Here is an 18,616-nt window from a genome sequence, read left to right as displayed (position 1 = left end):
TACGAAGCGGCCTGTCCGGGTGACAGCCAGTGAGCGGGAGGATCGCCGGTGGGGCAGGCCCTACCCGCTGCACCACCGAGCCTCGACCGGCGAGTCCGCAGGCCACACGTCACCCGGAGGCCGTACGGGTCCGGGTGGGGTCAGAGCTTGTCCACCGGGGCGTGCCGGAGCACCAGCCACATGGTCTGGTCGCCGAAGTCGATCTGCGCGCGGGCACCCGGGCCGTGCCCCTCGACGGCGAGCACCCGACCCAACCCGTACCGCTGATGGTTGACCCGGTCGCCCGCGGACACCTTCGGCCCCTGCGGCAGCTCGCTCGCCGTGGTCAACCGGCTGGCGTCCACGCCGAGCCGCTGGGCAAGCTGGGCCGCCTTCGGCGTGCCTCCGGTGAAGGTGCCGCGGCCGCCGGGCACGCGGTCCGCACGACCGCCCACGCCGCCGCCCCCGCCGGCCCACGAGGTGTACGACCCTTCGGTGCGCTCCCAGTGCACCAACTCGGTCGGCAGCTCTTCCAGGAAGCGCGACGGCGGGTTGTAGGACGGCTGCCCCCAGGCCGAGCGGGTCACCGCCCGGGAGAGGTAGAGCCGCTGTCGGGCGCGGGTGATGCCGACGTACGCCAGTCGGCGCTCCTCCTCCAGCTCGCGGGTGTCGCCGAGCGAGCGCAGGTGCGGGAAGACGCCATCCTCGAGCCCGGTCAGGAAGACCACCGGGAACTCCAGGCCCTTGGCGGTGTGCAGGGTCATCAGGGTGACGACGCCCTGGTGATCGGGGTCGTCGGAGGGGATCTGGTCGGCGTCGGCCACGAGCGCCACCTGCTCCAGGAAGCCGGCCAGGGTGGCCCGCTCGCCCTCCTCGCCAAGCGCCTCGATCCGCTCGGTGTACTCCCGGGCGACGCTCACCAACTCCTGGAGGTTGTCCACCCGGCCGGCGTCCTGCGGGTCCAAGCTCTCCTCCAGCTCGGTAAGGTAGCCGGAGCGGGTCAGCAACGCCTCCAGCACCTCCTCCGGGGTGCCGGTCTCAGCCAGCTCGCGGGCACCGTCGAGCAGCGCCACGAAGTCGGCGATGCCGTTGGCCGCCCGACTGGAGATGCCAGGAGCCTCCCGGGCCCGGCGCAGCGCCGCCCCGAAGGAGATCCGGTCCCGGCTGGAGAGCGCCTCGACGCACGCCTCGGCGCGGTCACCGATGCCTCGGCGCGGGGTGTTGAGCACTCTGCGCAGGCTCACCGTGTCGTCGTCGTTGACCACCGAACGCAGGTACGCCAGGGCGTCGCGGACCTCCTTGCGCTCGTAGAAGCGCACCCCGCCGACGACCTTGTAGGGCAGGCCGACGCGGATGAACACCTCTTCGAAGACGCGGGACTGGGCGTTGGTGCGGTAGAAGACCGCGACGTCGCCGGGGCGGGTCTCGTCGGCGTCGACCAGCCGGTCGATCTCCCGCGCGGCCCAGTCGGCCTCGGCATGCTCGGTGTCGGCCACGTAGCCGACGATCTGCTCACCGGCGCCGGCCTCGCTCCACAGCCGCTTGGGTTTGCGGGAGGTGTTGCGGTCGATCACCGCGTTGGCCGCGTTGAGGATGGTCTGGGTGGAGCGGTAGTTCTGCTCCAGCAGGATCGTCCGGGCGTCGGTGAAGTCCCGTTCGAACTCCAGGATGTTGCGGATGGTCGCACCGCGGAACGCGTAGATCGACTGGTCGGCGTCGCCGACGACGCACAACTCGGCGGGCTCCAGCCCGTCGGTGCCGGAGACCAGCTCCTTGATCAGGACGTACTGGGCATGGTTGGTGTCCTGGTACTCGTCCACGAGCACGTGCCGGAACCGCCGGCGGTAGCTCTCCGCGACGTGCGGGTGGGACTGGAGCAGGTGCACCGTGGTCATGATCAGGTCGTCGAAGTCCAGGGCGTGTGCCTCACGCAGCCGCCGCTGGTAGAGCGTGTACGCCTCGGCGAGGGCCCGCTCGTTGGGCCCGGAGGCCCGCGCCGCGAACTGCTCCGGGTCGACCAGCTCGTTCTTGAGGTTGGAGACCTGAGCCGCGAGCCCACGTGCCGGGTAGCGCTTGGGGTCGAGATCCAGCTCACGGGTCACCAACTGCATGAGCCGGCGGGAGTCGTCCGCGTCGTAGATCGAGAACGTCGACTTGAGACCGGCGTGCTCGTGCTCGGCACGCAGGATCCGCACGCAGGCCGAGTGGAACGTCGACACCCACATCAGGCGGGCTCGGGGGCCCACGAGCGCGGCGACGCGCTCCTTCATCTCGCCTGCGGCCTTGTTGGTGAAGGTGATCGCGATGATCTCCCCGGGGTGCACGTCCCGGGCGGCGAGCAGGTAGGCGATCCGGTGCGTGAGCACCCGGGTCTTGCCGGACCCGGCGCCGGCCACGATCAGCAGGGGCGAGCCGGCGTGGCTGACGGCGTCGCGCTGCGGCCCGTTCAGCCCGTCGAGAAGCTGCTGCGGATCGAGGCGCGCGACGGCCGCCCCGGGTCGGTGCGGGCGGGCCGGCGCGGACTCCGGCGCAGGCGGGGACGCGGGGATGTCGAAGAGAGGATGCATCGCCCGACAAGTCTATGCCGCCCGTCGGACACTGTGCCTCTGGCGCTCGGCAGCCCTGCGCCTCTGGCGCTCGGCAGCACTGGCGCTCGGCGGCTCCGCGCGACCGCGCCCTGTAACCGTTCGGCGCGCTCCCGGTCGAACAAACCGCCGAATGCTTGCGCACCCGGCGACGACGTGGGCATACTCGACGGCGTGATCGCAGAGCGCTACTACTTTTACTATGGCACCGGGAGTCCCGCTGCCGTAGGTCGCGCCTGATCGTTCCTGACCTGCTAAAGCCCCGGGCTCCTGGAGTCCGGGGCTTTTTCCGTCCCAGGTTCCGGGCACCGGGCACCACACTGCGAGAGGTACCCGATGATGACAGACGTGATGGAGCAGAGCGGCAGCCCGATCCGACCGGGTCAGCCTGCGGCACAGGGGTCTGAGCCGGCGGTGGCCACCCCGACCCCGGGTGGGGACGCCGAGCCGGCCGAGCAGCAGACCGGCACCCAGGAGCCGTCCGCCGCCGCGCGGATCGTGCAGATCAGGGAACGGATCGACGAGATCGACCACGCGTTGATCGCCCTCTGGCAGGAGCGGGCCGCGTTGTCCCAGGAGGTCGGGGTGACCCGGATGGCGTCCGGTGGGACCCGGCTGGTGCTCTCCCGGGAACGGGAGATCCTGGAGCGGTTCCGGGTCGCGCTCGGTGCCGACGGCACCCAGTTGGCCCTGCTGCTGCTCCGCGCCGGCCGCGGCCCGCTGTGAGCCGTCCCGGCGATCGCTGAGGCGCGCCGCGGCGACCTGGGGCCCGCCCCGCGCGACGCACGGGCCGATGACGCCACGTGGCCGCCGAACCGCCACGCGGGCTGCCGGGCCGCCACATGGCTGCCGGAACGCCGCGCGGGCTGCCGGAACGCCGCGCGGGCTGCCGGAACGCCACGCGGGCTGCCGGAACGCCACGCGGGCTGCCGGAACGCCACGCGGGCTGCCGGAACGCCACGCGGGCTGCCGGGCCGCCGCGTGGCCGACGAAGGTCCCGGACAGACGGAACCGCCTGCCGTCGTCGTGGTGACGGCGGCAGGCGGTTTCGGTGACTCACACCTCGTGGGTGGCGACGATCTCGCGCTTCTCCGCGAAGTGGCAGGCGCTCGGGTGGTCCGAGCTCCGCCGGACTTCCAGCAACGGGACCTGCTCGGCGCAGACGTCCTGCGCCTTCCAACAGCGGGTCCGGAACCGGCAGCCCGAGGGCGGGCTGATCGGCGACGGCACGTCACCCGTGAGCCGGATGATCGTCTTGTTGTTGCGCTGCGTCGGGTCCGGCACCGGCACCGCGGAGAGCAGAGCCTGGGTGTACGGGTGGGTCGGCCGCTCGTAGATCTCGTCCTCGGTGCCGATCTCGACGATCTTGCCGAGGTACATCACCGCGACCCGGTCCGACAGGTGGCGAACCACCGACAGGTCGTGCGCGATGAAGACGTAGGAGAGCCCGAACTCGCCCTGCAACTGCTCCAGCAGGTTCATGACCTGGGCCTGGATGGAGACGTCGAGCGCCGAGACCGGCTCGTCGCAGACGATGATCTCGGGCCGCAGCGCGAGGGCACGGGCGATGCCGATGCGCTGACGCTGACCGCCGGAGAACTGGTGCGGGTACCTGTTGATGTGCTCCGGGTTGAGCCCGACCAGGTCGAGCAGTTCGCGGACCTTGGCCCGGCGGCTGCCCTTCGGCGCCACCTCCGGGTGGATCTCGAACGGCTCACCGAGCAGGTCACCGACGGTCATTCGCGGGTTCAGCGAGGTGTACGGGTCCTGCATGACCAGCTGAATCTGCCGGCGCAGACGTCGCAGCGCCCCACCGGAGAGCTTGGAGATGTCCTGGCCCTTGTAGACCACGTTGCCGGCGGTCGGCTTCTCCAGGTTCATCAGCACCCGGGCGAGCGTCGACTTGCCGCAGCCGGACTCGCCGACCACACCGAGCGTCTCACCGGCGCGCAGACCGAACGAGACCCCGTCCACCGCCTTGACCTGACCGACGGTCTTCTTGAACACCACACCCTGCGTGACGGGGTAGTGCTTGACCAGGTCATTGACCTCGAGGATGTTCTCAGACACGGTTCACCAGCTCCTCGGCGAAGTGGCAGGCGCTGGCCCGGGAGGCGCCGACCTGCAGCAGCGGCGGGACCTTCTCCCGGCACACCGGCTGAGCCATCGGGCACCGCGGGTTGAACGGGCAGCCCGGCGGGATGTTCATCAGGTTCGGCGGGAGGCCCTTGATCGTCCGGAGCTGCTGCCCCTTCTCGTCGAGGCGCGGGATGGATTCGATCAGACCGATCGTGTACGGGTGCGCCGGCTTGGCGTACAGGTCGTACACGTTGGCTTCCTCGACGATCCGGCCCGCGTACATGACCGCGATCCGGTCCGCGACGTCGGCGACCACGCCGAGGTCGTGGGTGATCAGGATCATGCCCATCTGCCGCTCACGCTGAAGCTCCGCGAGCAGGTCCATGATCTGGGCCTGGACGGTCACGTCGAGCGCCGTGGTGGGCTCGTCCGCGATCAGCACCTCCGGGTCGAGCGCCAGCGACATCGCGATCATCGCGCGCTGCCGCATACCGCCGGAGAACTGGTGCGGGTAGTTGTTGTACCGACCCTTGGCGTTCGGGATCTTGACCTGGTCGAGCATGTCGATCGCGCGCTTCTTGGCCTCCGCGCGACCCATGCCGCGCCGGACCCGGAACTGCTCGGCGATCTGGAACCCGACGGTGAAGACGGGGTTCAGCGCGGAGAGCGCATCCTGGAAGATCATCGCGATGCCCTCGCCGCGGATGCGGCGACGCTCCTCGGCGGACATGCGCAGCATGTCCTTGCCGTGGAAGCGGACCTGCCCACCGGTCACGAAGCCGGGCGGCGTGTCGAGGATGCCCATGATGGTCTGCGCGGTGACGCTCTTACCGGAGCCGGACTCGCCGAGCACGGCGAGGGTCTCCCCCGCGTCGACGTGGTAGGTGACCCCGTTGATGACCTTTGCGACGCCGTCCCGGGTACGGAACTCCACCCGCAGGTCGTCGACCTCGAGCAGCCGGCCGGAGGGACGCCCGGACCTGCCGGGCCCCGACGCGGACTGCTCGGACACGAGAATGTCGGACACTGGATATCCCCTAGCGGAGTTTCGGATCGAGGGCCTCGCGGACCGCCTCACCGAGCATCACGAAGCTCAGCACTGCGGTGACGAGGAACGCGGCGGGGAAGAACACCAGCCCCGGCGCGACCCGGACGAACTGCTGCCCATCGCTGATCATGATGCCCCAGGACACCACCGGCGACTTCAGTCCGACGCCCAGGAACGACAGGGTGGCCTCGGCACCGATGAACGAGCCGACCATGATCGTGCCGTAGACCAGCAGCGGCGCCAGACAGTTCGGCAGCAGGTGCTTGAGGATGATCCGGCCAGTGCCGGCACCCAGCGCGCGGGCCGCCACGATGTAGTCGGCCTCCTTGGTGGCGAGCACCGAGGAGCGCATCAGTCGCATCACCACCGGCCAGCTCAACACGATCAGGGAGGCGGTCACCAGACCCATGATCTTGTTCTTGCTGTTGCCGGTGCCCGACCCGTTGAAGGTGGTCAGGATGACGATCGCGCCGAGCACGAACGGCAGGCCGAAGAAGACGTCGGCGATCCGGCTGAGCAGCGCGTCCACCCAGCCACCGCGGTAGCCGGAGATGATGCCCATCGTTCCGCCGATGAGCAGGGTGCCCAGCACGGAGAGCACGGCGACCTGAATGGACGCACGCGCGCCGTAGATGACCCGGGCGTAGACGTCGCGGCCCTGCACGTCGTAGCCGAACCAACCATCGGCGCCCGGCTTGTTGAGGCTGCGGGCCAACGCGCCGTTCTCCGGGTCGCCGCCCGGAGCGAACAGCGCCGGGAAGGCCGCCATCAGCAGGAAGATCAAGATCAGCGTTGCCGAGATCCAGAACAGCGGCTTGCGCCGCAGGTCCCGCCAGGCGTCACCGAGCAGGCCGCGCGGTTTCTCGTTGCTCTGCGGCTGGCCCGCGGTGGCGGGGGCGGCGGAGTCGGTCGGATGTGCGCCAGGGGTGCTGACGATCGATGCGGTACTCGGGTCACTCATAACGGATCCTCGGGTCCAGGGCGGCGTAGAGCAGGTCAACCAGCAGGTTCATCACGAGATAGACCAGCACCAGGACGACCACGATGCCTACCACCGTGGCGCTCTCCTTGGTGATGATCGCCCGGAAGACCTGGCGGCCGATCCCGTTGATGCCGAAGATTCCCTCGGTGACGATCGCGCCACCCATCAGGGCACCGAGGTCGGTACCGAGCAGCGTCACCACCGGGATGAGCGAGTTGCGCAGCAGGTGCACACCCACCACACGGCGCATCGGCAGGCCCTTGGCGATTGCGGTACGAACGTAGTCCGCGCGACGGTTCTCGGCGATGCTCGTTCGTGCCACCCGGGCGATGTACGCCACTGACGCGCTACCCAGCACGAAGCCCGGCACGATCAGCTCGGACCACCGCATCTCCGAGGAGACGGTCGGCTTGATGATGCCCCACTGCACACCCAGCAGCCACTGCAGCACGAAGCCGACCACGAAGACCGGCAGCGCGATGAGGAAGAGGGTGGAGACCAGGACCAGGTTGTCCAGGAAGCCGTTGCGCCGCAGACCGGTCAGCACGCCGGCGCCGAGGCCGATGATCGCCTCGATGGCGAGCGCCACGAGAGCCAGCTTCAGGGTGTTCGGGTACGAGGTCAGGATGATGTCGCTGATCTCGCGCTGCGAGAACGTCTGACCGAAGTCGCCCTGGAGCAGGTTCTTCATGTAACTGCCGTACTGCACGAAGACGTTCTGGTCGAGGTTGTACTTCTCGGTCATGAAGGCGATGTACTGGTCCGGGCAGCGACGCTCGCCGCACTTGCCGGCGAAGGGGTCGCCCGGAACGGCCCAGACGAGCCAGTAGATCAGGAACGTCGTACCGATGAAGACCGGCACGAGTTGGAGCAGCCGTCTCAACAGATAACGGCCCATGGGGTGGTCCTCCAGACAGGGGGCGCGTCGGACGGCCGACACGGTGGTGACAACGTGCGAGTGGAGTGTTGTAACACCCAATCGCGGAACGGCCCCGGGTCGGGCTCACCGGATGTGGCGAGCCCGACCCGGGGTCAGACCGTTCGGATCAGAGCTCGACCGAGGTGATGTCGATTTCACCGACGTTGTTCAGCTCGAGCTTCTTGATCTTCTCCGAGTGGCCGGACTGCTGACCGTAGAAGTAGACCGGGATGCTCGGGACGTCCTGGTCGACCTTCTCGACCGCCTTGGCGAACGCCTCGTGCGAAGCCTCCAGGCTCGGAGCGCCGCTGGCCTGCTTGGCAAGGGTGTCGACCTCGGGGTTGCTGTAGAGGCCGTCGTTCGAGGAGCCGCCGGTGATGAAGAGCGGGTTGACCCAGTTCTCCACGTCCGGGTAGTCCTGCTGCCAGGCAGCGCGGTACGGGCCCTTCATCTGGTGGGCGTTGATGTTCTGGCGGAACACCGCGAAGGTCGGCACACCCTCGGCCCGAGCGTTGATGCTGAGGTTGGTCTTGATCTGCTGCGCGACGGCGTCCATCCAGTCCTTGTGGGCGGAGTCCGCGTTGTAGTAGAAGACCATCTCACCGGTGAAGCCACCGGCCTCGGCGAGCAGCGTCTTGGCCGTCTCCGGGTCGAACTTGCAGGCGGTGCAGTTGCCCGGCTTGGCGCCCGGGGTCAGCGGGTTCGCCCAGCTGTCGGCCGGCTTGCGGGTACCGAAGAAGATCTTGTCCGAGATCTCCTGCCGGTTGACGGCGAGGGACACCGCACGACGCAGCTTCGGGTTCTGGAAGCGCTTGTCGTAGATCGGGAACGCGATGAACGCGGTCGACGGGGTGACGGTCGAGCGGCCCCGGTCACCGAGGTCGGTCTTCCACTTGTCACCGGCGAGCGCCGAGGTGGGGACAACCTCCATGAAGTCGAGGTTGTTGGCCAGCAGGTCGGCGTAGGCGGCGTTGTCGTCCTGGTACAGCTTGACGTCGACGTCCTTGACCTTCATCTTGTCGCGAAGGTTGTAGTCGTCGAAGCGGGTCAGCTTGATGAGGGCGTTGTCGTCCCACGACACGAACTTCACCGGGCCGTTGCCGATCGGCTTGCGACCGAACTCCTCGGGCTTCATGGTGAAGAAGGCGTCCGGCAGCGGCATGAAGGCGCTGTAGCCGAGCTTGGTCGGGAAGACCGCGGTCGGGGCCGCCAGGGTGACCTCGAAGGTCTGCTCGTCGATGACCTTCAGACCGGACAGCTCCTTGGCCGTCGGCTCCGGGGCCTTCTTCGGGCCCTCCGCGCCGTCCGGGTCGGAGGTGTAGGTCTTGTCGAAGCCCGCGATGTCCGCGAAGAAGGTGCCGTTCTGCGCGCCGTTCGGCGAGTAGGCGGCCCAGTTCCAGGCGTCGACGAAGTTCTTCGCCTTGACCTCGGTACCGTCGTGGAACTTGGTACCAGCCTTGATCTTGATCGTGAAGACCTTGGAGTCCGTGGTGTTGATGGACTCCGCCAGCGCGTTACGCGGGGCCCCACCGTCGTTCGGATACTCGACCAGGCCGGTCCACATCCAGTCGATGATCTTGCCGCCGCCGGTCTCCGTGGTGTTCGCCGGGACCAGCGGGTTCTCCGGCTGGACGCCGTGAACAACGATCGAGCCGTCCGCGCTGGCGGCAGTGTCGCCGTCGCCGCCGCTCGAGCAACCGCTCGCGACAAGCGCGGCAGCCGCGCTGAGCGCGATCGCGCCCGTCGCCCGCTTCGAGACTCTCATTCCGAGGGGCCTCCTCTTTCTAACCAGGTTCCGTCGTGGGTTTCACGCACGTTTGGGGGTGACACCGCCCGACCACCCCGGGGCGCGGGTCGCCGGGACCACAGGGAAGTTGGGGACACCCCTGATGTTCCGATCCGCCGGGCTCCCCACCAAAGAGGCGTGACACGACGCGATCGACACAGCCACGGGCCGCCGTTTCCGGCGGAAATCGTGGGCCTGGGGCGTACGGAGTGCCACACACCGATGGTGAGGTGCTGCCACTGTGACACCCACCGGCCGCTTCCGTGAAGGTGCCGTTATCAAGCCGTTAGTTGCCCGCCATGTTGCCGATACTTGAAAAATGATCATAAAACGGTCGTCGCGGACGTCACTGAGCAGGAAATACGTTGCGTCACCCGCGAAGCAGGCCTCGGCCCGTATCCGCGTCCCGGACCTACCCGAGCCCGATAGGACGTACGTCACCACTCATGTTTCGACCCGTCCGGATGAGGGCGCCCAGGGCTACCCGGGCGCGATCACCGGCTGGGTGTAGGAGGGTGCGCCCGACGTTTCTCTGATCCTCGCCCGCACCGACGCACGCTCAGACGAGCCGGCGGTCCGCCGCCCAACGGGAAAGCTCGTAGCGGTTGGACATCTGGAGCTTGCGCAACACGTTCGACACGTGCGTCTCCACCGTCTTGATGGAGATGAACAGCTCCTTGGCGATCTCCTTGTACGCGTACCCCCGGGCCAGCAGCCGCAGCACCTCCCGCTCACGGTTGGTGAGCTGGTCCAGCTCCGGGTCGGCCACCGGAGCGTCCGGTCGCGCCGCGAAGGCGTCGAGCACGAACCCGGCCAGCCGTGGGCTGAACACCGCGTCCCCGTCGGCCACCCGGCGGATCGCGGCGGCCAGCTCGTCCGGGGAGATGGTCTTGGTGACGTACCCACGGGCACCGGCACGGATCAGCCCGATCACATCCTCCGCGGCGTCGGAGACGCTCAACGCGAGGAACTTGACCTGCGGGTGCGTACGCCGCATCGCCTCCAACACCGCACGACCGCCACCGTCGGGCATGTGCACGTCGAGCAGCACCACGTCCGGGCCGACGGCGGCGATCCGGGTGACCGCCTCGGCCACCGTGCTCGCCTCGCCCACCACCTCGACGTGGGCGCCCAACTCCGCGCGCACCCCGGCTCGGAACATGGCGTGGTCGTCCACCAGGAACACCCGCAGCCGCTCGGGGCGGGCACCCGCCGGGTCGAGGTGCTCGGTCGACTGCTCGGCCATGGTCATCTGTTCCTCTCCGCTGCGGACGAGTCCCGGGAGATCGGCAGGATCAACCGGACCTCGGTCCCCTCCCCCGGGCCGGACCGGATCTCGGCCCGTCCGCCGTGCCGCTTCATCCGCCCGATGATCGAGCCGCTCACGCCGTGCCGGTGGTCCTCCACGGTATCCGGATCGAAGCCCTTCCCCCGGTCCCGGACGAAGACGCTTACCTGATCCGGCTCCACCTCGGCGTAGAGCGACACGGTCTGCACGCCGGCGTGCCGGGCGGCGTTCACCAACGCCTCGCGCGCGGCCGCGACGATCGCCCCGACCTTCTCGTCGGTCTCCCGGTCCCCCACCACCACCGTCTCCACGCTGATCGCGAAGGTGTCCTCGACCTCGGCCGCGGCCTGTTCCAGAGCTGCGGCGAAGCGCTCGCTCGGCGAGGCGGTCGGCTTGTAGAGCCAGTTGCGCAGGGACCGCTCCTGCCCCCGGGCCAGCCGCTGCACCGTCTTGACGTCGCCGGCGTTGCGCTGGATCAGGGCCAACGTGTGCAGCACCTGGTCGTGCACCATCGCCGCCAGCTCGGCCCGCTCCTGCTCACGGATGCGCCCCTCGCGCTCCGAACGGAGCTGGTTGTACGTCCGCCAGAGCACCGGCGCGGCGACCACCCCGACACCCGCCAACCCGACCAGCGCGAAGATCACGCCGTTGATCACCGCGTCGAAGTTCTGGGCCGGCGAATAGACGGCCGCGACGCCGATGATGCCGACCGCGACCAGGATCCCCCCACCGATGAACCGGAGCACGAAGGCCCGCCGGTCGCTCTCCTCGACGACCGCGCCGAGCCAGGGCACCGGCATCGCGTCGCCCCACTGTCGGCGGCGCTCGGGCGCGGACTGGTGCCAGATGACCCCGGCGCCGACCGCGATGATCGCCACCAGCCAACCGGCGGTGCCCGCCGCGCCCACCGAGTCGAAGACCATCACCTGGATCAACAGGACACCGAGCCCGATCCCCACGAACGGCAGGAGTTGGGCCACATCCCGCCGGGGCGGCACCGCGGTGTCACCGGGACGCAGCGGCACCACCGCCCAGAAGGCCGCGTAGAGCAGCAGGCCGAGCCCGCTCAGGCCGAGCAGGACCATGAACGCGACGCGCACCCGCAACACCGAGATGCCGAGATGGTCGGCGATGCCGGCGGCGACGCCGGCCGCCATCCGGTGCTCCGGGGCGCGGTAGAGGCGCGGGGGCGAGGTCACGGTGCTGATCGGAGGCTCCCTGCTGACAGGTCGAGGTGGGTGACTCGATCGTCACACGCTGCGGCGTCCCCGACCACGGGGACGCCCCCGACATTCCGGCCGCCGGATCTCAGGGTGGGGTCAGGGTCGGGTCCTGAGGTCGTTCGGGTGGACCGGGCAGCAGGATCGAAGCATGACCGAGGAAGCTGCCCCGCCGCCCCGACCGGGGTCGGCACAGCCGGGCGGTTCAGCACCGCCCCCGCCCACCACCCCGCCCACCGACCGGACCGATCCCGGCACGTTCGCGCCGCACGCCGGCACCGCACCCGGCGGTCCGGAGGACCGCTACGGGCCACCCGCGGCGGGCTACGGCCCAGGCCCCGGGTTCGCGGCGGGCACCGGCTACGGCCCGGGCGCTCCCGGTCCGTCCGCGCCGCCACCGCCGCTCGGCGGCACCGGCTTCACCTCACGGTACGGACTGGTCCGACCGCGCGAGGGGCGGTATCTGGCCGGCGTCTGCGCGGCGATCGGCCGTGCCACCAACACCGATCCGGTGCTCTGGCGGGTGCTGCTCGCGGTGCTCGGGTTCTTCGGGGGCATCGGCATCCTGGTCTACGTCGCCGCCTGGCTGATCATCCCGAACGAGGGCGACACCGCGTCCCCCGTCGAGTCGATGCTCGGGCGTGGTCGCTCCAGCATGTCGCCGGTGACCGTGATCATCCTGGGCATCCTGGTCGCCGCCAGCTTCGCGTACATCGTCACCGACGCCTTCCGCGCGGTGCTGCTCGGCGCGGCCATCCTGGTCGCCGGCGCGCTCCTACTCAACCGGGACAGCCGCTTCCCACGGCCCGGCACCCCGGGTGGCCCTCCACCCACCGGGCCGCCCGGCCCGGTCGTCCCGCCGGTGGCCTGGCCCGCACCGTCGTACGGCGTCGCGCCGTCCACCGGTCCAGCGGTGACACCGCCGATGGCCAGCACCGGCCCGGCGTACCCCAGCGCGGCGACCGGGGCGGCACCCACCGTGACCCTCCCGGCGTACGACACGCCACCGACAGGTGCTCCGCTGTCGGCCGCCGCGACGCAGCAGGTGACCGGGGCGGGCCCGCTGAGCGAAGCGGGTGGGACGACCGGGGTGGGCCCGGCGTCCGGGCAACCGGTCGGCGCGACCGCTGCCCAGCCCGACTGGCCGAGCACCGCCATGCCCAGCGCCGGCTGGCCGTCGGCACCGGTGAGCAGCACGCCCACCGCACCGGCCGGCTATCCGACCGCCCCGCCGCCCTCCGGCTACCGTCCTCCGTTCGCGCCACACGGCCCGTACGCTTCGCCGACGGCGGTCGCGCCTCCGCCCCGCAAGCCGCCCAAGCCACCGAAGCGCCCCAAGGAGCGCTCGCCGCTCGGCGCGGTGACCTTCTCACTGATCTTCCTGGTACTCGGTCTGGTGGCCCTGCTCGACCTGCTTGACGTCTTCGCGGTCAGCGCCTCGGCGTACTTCGCGGCCGCGTTGGCCACGATCGCGCTGGGGTTGCTTGTCGGCACGTGGTTCGGGCGGGCGCGCTGGCTCATCGCGCTCGGTCTGGTCACCGCGGCAGCGCTCGGTACGGCGACAGTCGCCGAGTCCTACGACCGGGTACGCGGCGTCGACGGCGCGGTGACCTGGGCGCCCACCGACTACCGCGACCTGGCGGACCGCTACGAGAACAGCTTCGGCGACGCCGTGCTCGACCTGCGCGGGATCGACTTCGCGAAACGGGACAGCCAGGTGACGGTTGCGGTGAACTTCGGCCAGGCGACAGTTGTCGTCCCACCGAACGTGGACGTCACCACCGTGGCCGACGTCAACGCCGGTGACGCCACCATCTTCGGCAACCGCTCCGGCGGGCTGGACGGCCGCCTGCGGGAGTTCACCGACGTCGGCGCAGACGGGCCCGGCGGCGGAACGCTGCGCCTCTACATCCATGTCAATGCCGGCAACCTGGAGGTGACCCGGTGAAGGCTCACCGCACGGATCTGGTGTCGTTCGCCTTCGGGCTCGTGTTCCTGGCGCTGTCCGCCTGGTGGTTGCTCGCCCAACTGCTCGGGCTCTCGCTACCGCCGGTCGGCTGGTTCCTGGCCGGCGCACTCATCCTGATCGGGGTCTTCGGTCTGGTCGGCGCGCTGCGCTCGGCTCGGCCGAACCAGCCGGAACCGACCGCCGAGGCAGGTGCCGCCGAGGCCGTGGCGCCCGTCTCCGGCCCGTCTGTTTCCGGCGCGCCCACGTCCGGTGCGCCCGCGCCGGTCTCCGGCGCCGCCTCGTCGACCTCCGGCGTGGCCCTGCCGGTCTGGGAAGCCGAACGGTCCACCTGGGACGCTCCCTCCAGCGACCCGACACTCGTCACACCCCCGCCGCTCTCCCCGGACGTGATCCACCCGGCCTGGCTGGCACATGCACCCACCGAACCGCCCACCGAGCCCAGCACCGGGTCGCCCGCCAAGGGCGACGAGGAGCCGACCATCGGGATCGGCACCCCTCCGTCCGACGGGGACGAGCCGACCCGACCCGACCACCCCGTCGGGGCCGTCGACGACCAGCCGGGCGACGAGCGGAAGGGTCCGCGCAGGGAAGCCTGACCTCGGGCACCTGTCCGCGTCGGTCCACCGCATCCCCACGGCGGTGCGGCCGACGCGGACGGACGCATATGCTGGTCGGTGGAGATCTCGCCTCCGCCGGCCGGCCCGTCCCGCCCATGGCGGTCCCGCCGCGATTCCCGTCTCTACCCCCGTCAGGAGCCCGCCCGACATGACCCAGTCCCCCGCCGTGCGTACCACCGGCCGGTCCGGTCCGGTCCGCATCGGCGAGCGAGCCGCCCGTACCCTCGTCGCCGAGCTGGCCCGAATCAACGACGCCAAGGCCGCCCTGCTGGTCGGGGCGAACCCGGACTCCGCGGTGCTGGCCGCGGCGATCGAGGCGCTGCTCCCCGGTGACCGGCTCACGGTGGTGCCCACCGAGCCGTTCGGCGCCGCTGCGCTCCGCGAGCACGTCACCGCCCAGGGCCGCTGGGTCGCCGACCGGGTCAACGTCGTCGACTCGCTCGCCGAAGCCGAGGCCGCCGCGGTCGTCATCGCCGGCGAGGCGTTCACCGGCACCGCCGAGGCGACCCGCAGCGGCATCGAGGGGCTGGCCAAATACCTGACCGACGGGGCGGTGCTGAGCGTCGCGACCGTCACCACGCCCGGCCGGACCGAGGGTGCCGCCGCCGAGCTGGCCCGACAGGACGCCCTCTACGGCGTCGGCGCGGATCTGGTGCTGCGCAACTCGCCCCCGGTGCGGGTCTACCGGCTGCGGTTCACCCCGGCCAGCCCGGCCGCAGCCGACAGCCTGGCCCCCGCGTACCGGCCGTCGAGTGTGCCGCTGACCCGGGGCATGCACATCGACTCCAACGGTGTGGCGGCAGCGGGCATCGCGCTGGGCCTCGCGGCGCTGGCCCGGGTGACGCGCCCGTCGTCCAAACTGTGGCTGCTGCCGGCGCTTGCCGCCGGGCCGGTCGCCGCGTTCTTCCGGGACCCCGAACGGGACGTGCCGGAGGACCCGAACGCCGTGGTCGCCAGCGCGGACGGCAAGGTCCTGTCGGTGCAGCGACTGCACGACGAGCGCTTCGGCGACGGCGAGTGGTTGCGGGTCGCGGTGTTCCTGTCCGTACTCGACGTGCACGTCAACCGCGCCCCGGTCGCCGGCAAGGTGGTGGACTACTTCGTCGCCGACGGCGGCTTCGTCAACGCGATGAAGCCGGACGCCGAACACAACGTCGCCGCGTACACCGTGCTGGACACCGCCCGTGGCACGGTGGTGGTCGCGCAACGGACCGGGCTGATCGCCCGCCGGATCGTGCAGCGCGCGCCGATCGGCGCGCTGCTGGCCAAGGGCGAGCGCTTCGGGTTGATCCGGTTCGGTTCCCGGACCGACGTCTACCTGCCGGCCGAGTCCGCCGACCCGCTGGTCGGGCCGGGCGACAAGGTGGTCGGCGGGTCCACGGTGATCGCCCGCTGGCGCTGACCCGCCAACGCAGAACGGGGCGCCGCTGTCCGCGGCGCCCCGTTCTGTCTGCTCACATCAGACGGTACGACGTTGCCGCAGCCAGAGGACCGGCCCGCTGATCAGGTAGCCCACCACGATCAGGGCGAACGTGAGCCGGATGTCGACCAACGCGCCGATCACCGGGGCCAACCAGAGCCACGGCGGCAGCTTCACCAGGCGGGCGAGCTTGGCGTACGGGAAGCTCGAAACCATCGCGAAGGCCAGCAGCGCCACCCCGGCGACCAGCACCGCACCGGGCACCGGCAGGTTGATCGCCACGGTGACGGCGAGCACGGCGGCCGCCATGGTGGTGGGCACACCGCAGAAGAACCGGCCGTCCTTGGGTGAGACGTTGAAGCGGGCCAGTCGGATCGCGGCACACGCAGCGACCAGAGCGCACGCCACCGCCGCCGCGGCCGTGGAGACGGACCCGGCGAGCGAGGCGTAGACCACGACCGGCGCGGCGAGGCCGAACGAGCACATGTCGGCGAGCGAGTCCATCTGTGCGCCGAACGGGCTGGCCACACCGAGCCGTCGGGCCAGCGCGCCGTCCAGACCGTCGAAGCCGACGCAGGCGATCAGGCAGAGCGCGGCGATGCGCACCTCGCCCTGCATGGCCAGGAAGATGGCGAGCATGCCGAGCATCAGGCTGGCCAGTGTGCAGGCATTCACCAGCGCGAACTTCATCCGGCGCGCCATGGTGCGCTCGCCGGGGAGCAGCGGAATCGAGCGGGCCTCGTCGACAGGCGCCATCGGCGGCATCGCTGGGCTGACCGGCATGACCGCGTCGATGTCCGCCCGGTCCAGCCCAAGTGTGGGATCCACACCGAGCGTCGGGCGGCTGAGCCGGTCCAGGCCGTAGCGACGGCGCTGCCGGTCGGCGTACCGGTGCTCGGTCGGGGCCAGGTCGGTCGTGTGCAGGTCGCCGTCGCGGCGGCCGACCCGGACCAACAGCACCTGGCGGGCGAACGTGCTGCTGCGGCGCAACCGGCCCGCCCAGCGACGCCCTGCGGGGCGCGGACTGTCAGTAGTACGACGCCGGCGCCATGGGGCTCTCGGCACGTTTCCTCCATCACCGGATCTGCTGACCGCCGACTGGCGGGTGTCCGGCTGTCTCGTGCCGGACCTTGCATGGCCCGGCAGCCATTTTGCGGAGTACACCATCGCATAGGGGAACATGGCTTGGCGATAGCTGCCGGCGGTACTTGTATCTGGCTTAAACCGCTCGAACCGCTCGCTTGTTCCCATCCCGGGCATCATCGCCCGTTTCCTCCATCATTCCCGCCCTTGACTGTACCGGAGGGTCACCATCTCGGCTCAGCGAGCGGAGTGCTATCGACCACTCTGTCCGATTGCCAGCGCGGCGATGTCGCTCAACGGCAGGTCAACCGCCTCCGCGCGGCTGAACCACCCCGCCCGCGCCGTCGACCCCCCGACAGACTCGGTGACGACCGCATCGGTAGGTACGTCCACCACCACCCGATAGATCACCCGTACGCCATGCCAGTCCAGCGGCCGACCCTCCGGGCCCACCGCAGCGGGATTGTGCAGATTGTTGACGCCAAGAAGCTCCACCACCCGCCCCACCTGCCCACCCTCCTCGACCAACTCCCGGAGCAACCCGGTGGCCGGCTGCTCACCGTGATCGGTGCCACCACCGGGCAGATGCCACAGGCCGGCACCCGGGTAGCCCGCCGCGATCTGGGTGAGCAGGATCCGCCCGGCAGGGTCGGTGACCAGCCCGTACGCCCCGAAGCGCAACCGCCGGTCGGGGTGCGGCGGCGAGAACGGTTCCGCGAACCGATGCGTCCCCGGTGGCAGTGGCGTCACCGGCAGGCCGAGCGCCTCGGAGGTGAACGGGGTCAGCGGCAACCGCTCGACCTCCTCCAGGGAAAGCCAGCGGGCCTCATCAACCGAGCCAGCCCCGACGTCACGCAACGCAGCCTCCGGCCGCGCGCCCTCGGCCCACCCGTTCTCGGGTCGCGCGCCCTCGGCCCACCCGTTCTCGGGTCGCGCGCCCTCGGCCCACCCGTTCTCGGGTCGCGCGCTCTCGGCCCGTCCGTGGGACGTGCTGAGCTCGAACAGCAATCGGTCGGTGTGCAGCGCGAGCCCCTGCTCCGCAGAGGTGGTGACGTCGGCGACCACCGCGACCAGTCGCGTCACCGTCACGGTCAGCCCAGCCTGTGCGGCAGCCGCGCGGATTACGGTCCGCTCCGGGTGCTCCGCGTGCCCAACGGCACTGCCCGGCAACCGCCAGAACCCCGGATACTCGCCCTCCGCCCCGTCGCGCAGCATCAGGATCCGACCCGAATCGCGCAACAGCCCGTAAGCCCCGACTCTCCGCGTGAATTGCACTCGCGCCCACCCCCGGTCTCGCACCCCAGATCAGTCGATCATGAAGTCGTCACCCATCAATCCTGCGCCCTGACAATAACTTCATGATCAACGCGAGAACGTCATGATCAGTGCGCGGTGACGCGTGGAAGACTTCGCCGAGCTGGCGAGCCGGCGCACTCGGGTGGATCGAGCCGGCCGAGGATCGCCTGCCGGAAGACCCGAGCTCCCCCTCCGGGGCCTCCCGCCCCCAAGATCGCGCAAGATCCGGGATGTAGTGGCCTCGCGCGTGGGCGGTTTCAAGCGGCGGTTGCAACCAGGTGTTTGTGGAGTACCTCGGCTGGATTCTGCCAGTCGAGGGTTTGGCGTGGCCGTGCGTTGAGTTCG

The 18,616-nt window shown here is 70.3% G+C and carries 13 protein-coding genes and 1 pseudogene; 4 read left to right on the top strand and 10 right to left on the bottom strand.

Annotation, left to right across the window (positions count from 1 at the left end; genetic code table 11):
* Nucleotides 1-140: 140 nt before the first annotated feature.
* The gene (gene pcrA, locus AB0C15_RS04825) at nt 141-2,546 is read right to left on the bottom strand and encodes a DNA helicase PcrA (RefSeq protein ID WP_357348732.1); all 2,406 of its coding nucleotides are present in this window, start codon (nt 2,544-2,546) and stop codon (nt 141-143) included.
* A gap of 354 nt (nt 2,547-2,900) precedes the next feature.
* Between pcrA and AB0C15_RS04820 the strand changes: the two genes are divergently transcribed.
* On the top strand, nt 2,901-3,290 hold the full coding sequence (locus tag AB0C15_RS04820) for a chorismate mutase (protein WP_357348730.1): 390 nt from the start codon (nt 2,901-2,903) through the stop codon (nt 3,288-3,290).
* 330 nt (nt 3,291-3,620) lie between these two features.
* On the opposite strand, the gene AB0C15_RS04815 is transcribed toward AB0C15_RS04820, so the two are convergent.
* The 7 genes from AB0C15_RS04815 to AB0C15_RS04785 form a co-directional block, all read right to left on the bottom strand.
* A complete protein-coding gene (locus AB0C15_RS04815; protein WP_357348728.1) occupies nt 3,621-4,634 on the bottom strand; it encodes a dipeptide ABC transporter ATP-binding protein in 1,014 nt (337 codons plus the stop codon).
* The gene (locus AB0C15_RS04810; RefSeq protein WP_357349313.1) at nt 4,627-5,655 is read right to left on the bottom strand and encodes an ABC transporter ATP-binding protein; all 1,029 of its coding nucleotides are present in this window, start codon (nt 5,653-5,655) and stop codon (nt 4,627-4,629) included. Before AB0C15_RS04810 ends, AB0C15_RS04815 begins: the two co-directional genes overlap by 8 nt.
* Before the next feature lie 25 nt (nt 5,656-5,680).
* Entirely contained in the window at nt 5,681-6,652 is a 972-nt protein-coding gene (locus AB0C15_RS04805; protein WP_357348726.1) for an ABC transporter permease, read from the bottom strand.
* Entirely contained in the window at nt 6,645-7,571 is a 927-nt protein-coding gene (locus tag AB0C15_RS04800) for an ABC transporter permease (protein WP_357348724.1), read from the bottom strand. The genes AB0C15_RS04805 and AB0C15_RS04800 overlap by 8 nt, the downstream gene beginning before the upstream one ends.
* Nucleotides 7,572-7,719: 148 nt before the next feature.
* Nucleotides 7,720-9,357, bottom strand: coding sequence for an ABC transporter substrate-binding protein (locus AB0C15_RS04795; RefSeq protein ID WP_357348721.1), 1,638 nt, complete (start codon nt 9,355-9,357; stop codon nt 7,720-7,722).
* Between the two features lie 580 nt (nt 9,358-9,937).
* The gene (locus AB0C15_RS04790; protein ID WP_357349311.1) at nt 9,938-10,624 is read right to left on the bottom strand and encodes a response regulator transcription factor; all 687 of its coding nucleotides are present in this window, start codon (nt 10,622-10,624) and stop codon (nt 9,938-9,940) included.
* Nucleotides 10,625-10,626: 2 nt separating this feature from the next.
* Complete coding sequence (locus AB0C15_RS04785) at nt 10,627-11,865, bottom strand: PspC domain-containing protein (protein ID WP_357348719.1); 1,239 nt, start codon at nt 11,863-11,865, stop codon at nt 10,627-10,629.
* A gap of 172 nt (nt 11,866-12,037) precedes the next feature.
* Between AB0C15_RS04785 and AB0C15_RS04780 the strand changes: the two genes are divergently transcribed.
* The 3 genes and pseudogenes from AB0C15_RS04780 (at nt 12,038) to AB0C15_RS04770 (ending at nt 15,874) form a co-directional block, all read left to right on the top strand.
* On the top strand, nt 12,038-13,834 hold the full coding sequence (locus AB0C15_RS04780) for a PspC domain-containing protein (protein WP_357348717.1): 1,797 nt from the start codon (nt 12,038-12,040) through the stop codon (nt 13,832-13,834).
* Nucleotides 13,831-14,013 (top strand): annotated as a pseudogene (locus AB0C15_RS04775) (hypothetical protein); the annotation flags it as partial. The gene AB0C15_RS04780 and the pseudogene AB0C15_RS04775, both read left to right, overlap by 4 nt.
* Before the next feature lie 607 nt (nt 14,014-14,620).
* Nucleotides 14,621-15,874: a phosphatidylserine decarboxylase gene (locus AB0C15_RS04770; protein ID WP_357348715.1), complete on the top strand. Its 1,254-nt coding sequence runs from the start codon at nt 14,621-14,623 to the stop codon at nt 15,872-15,874.
* Nucleotides 15,875-15,931: 57 nt separating this feature from the next.
* On the opposite strand, the gene AB0C15_RS04765 is transcribed toward AB0C15_RS04770, so the two are convergent.
* On the bottom strand, nt 15,932-16,882 hold the full coding sequence (locus AB0C15_RS04765; RefSeq protein ID WP_357348713.1) for a CDP-alcohol phosphatidyltransferase family protein: 951 nt from the start codon (nt 16,880-16,882) through the stop codon (nt 15,932-15,934).
* 345 nt (nt 16,883-17,227) lie between these two features.
* Nucleotides 17,228-18,250, bottom strand: a complete 1,023-nt coding sequence (locus AB0C15_RS04760) for an NUDIX domain-containing protein (RefSeq protein ID WP_357348711.1) — start codon at nt 18,248-18,250, stop codon at nt 17,228-17,230.
* Between the last annotated feature and the right edge of the window lie 366 nt (nt 18,251-18,616).

This window comes from Micromonospora sp. NPDC048835 (assembly GCF_040649995.1).
GTDB lineage: Bacteria > Actinomycetota > Actinomycetes > Mycobacteriales > Micromonosporaceae > Micromonospora.
The sequence above is the reverse complement of the archived record's forward strand: the minus strand, read 5'-3'. Positions and strand labels throughout refer to the sequence as shown.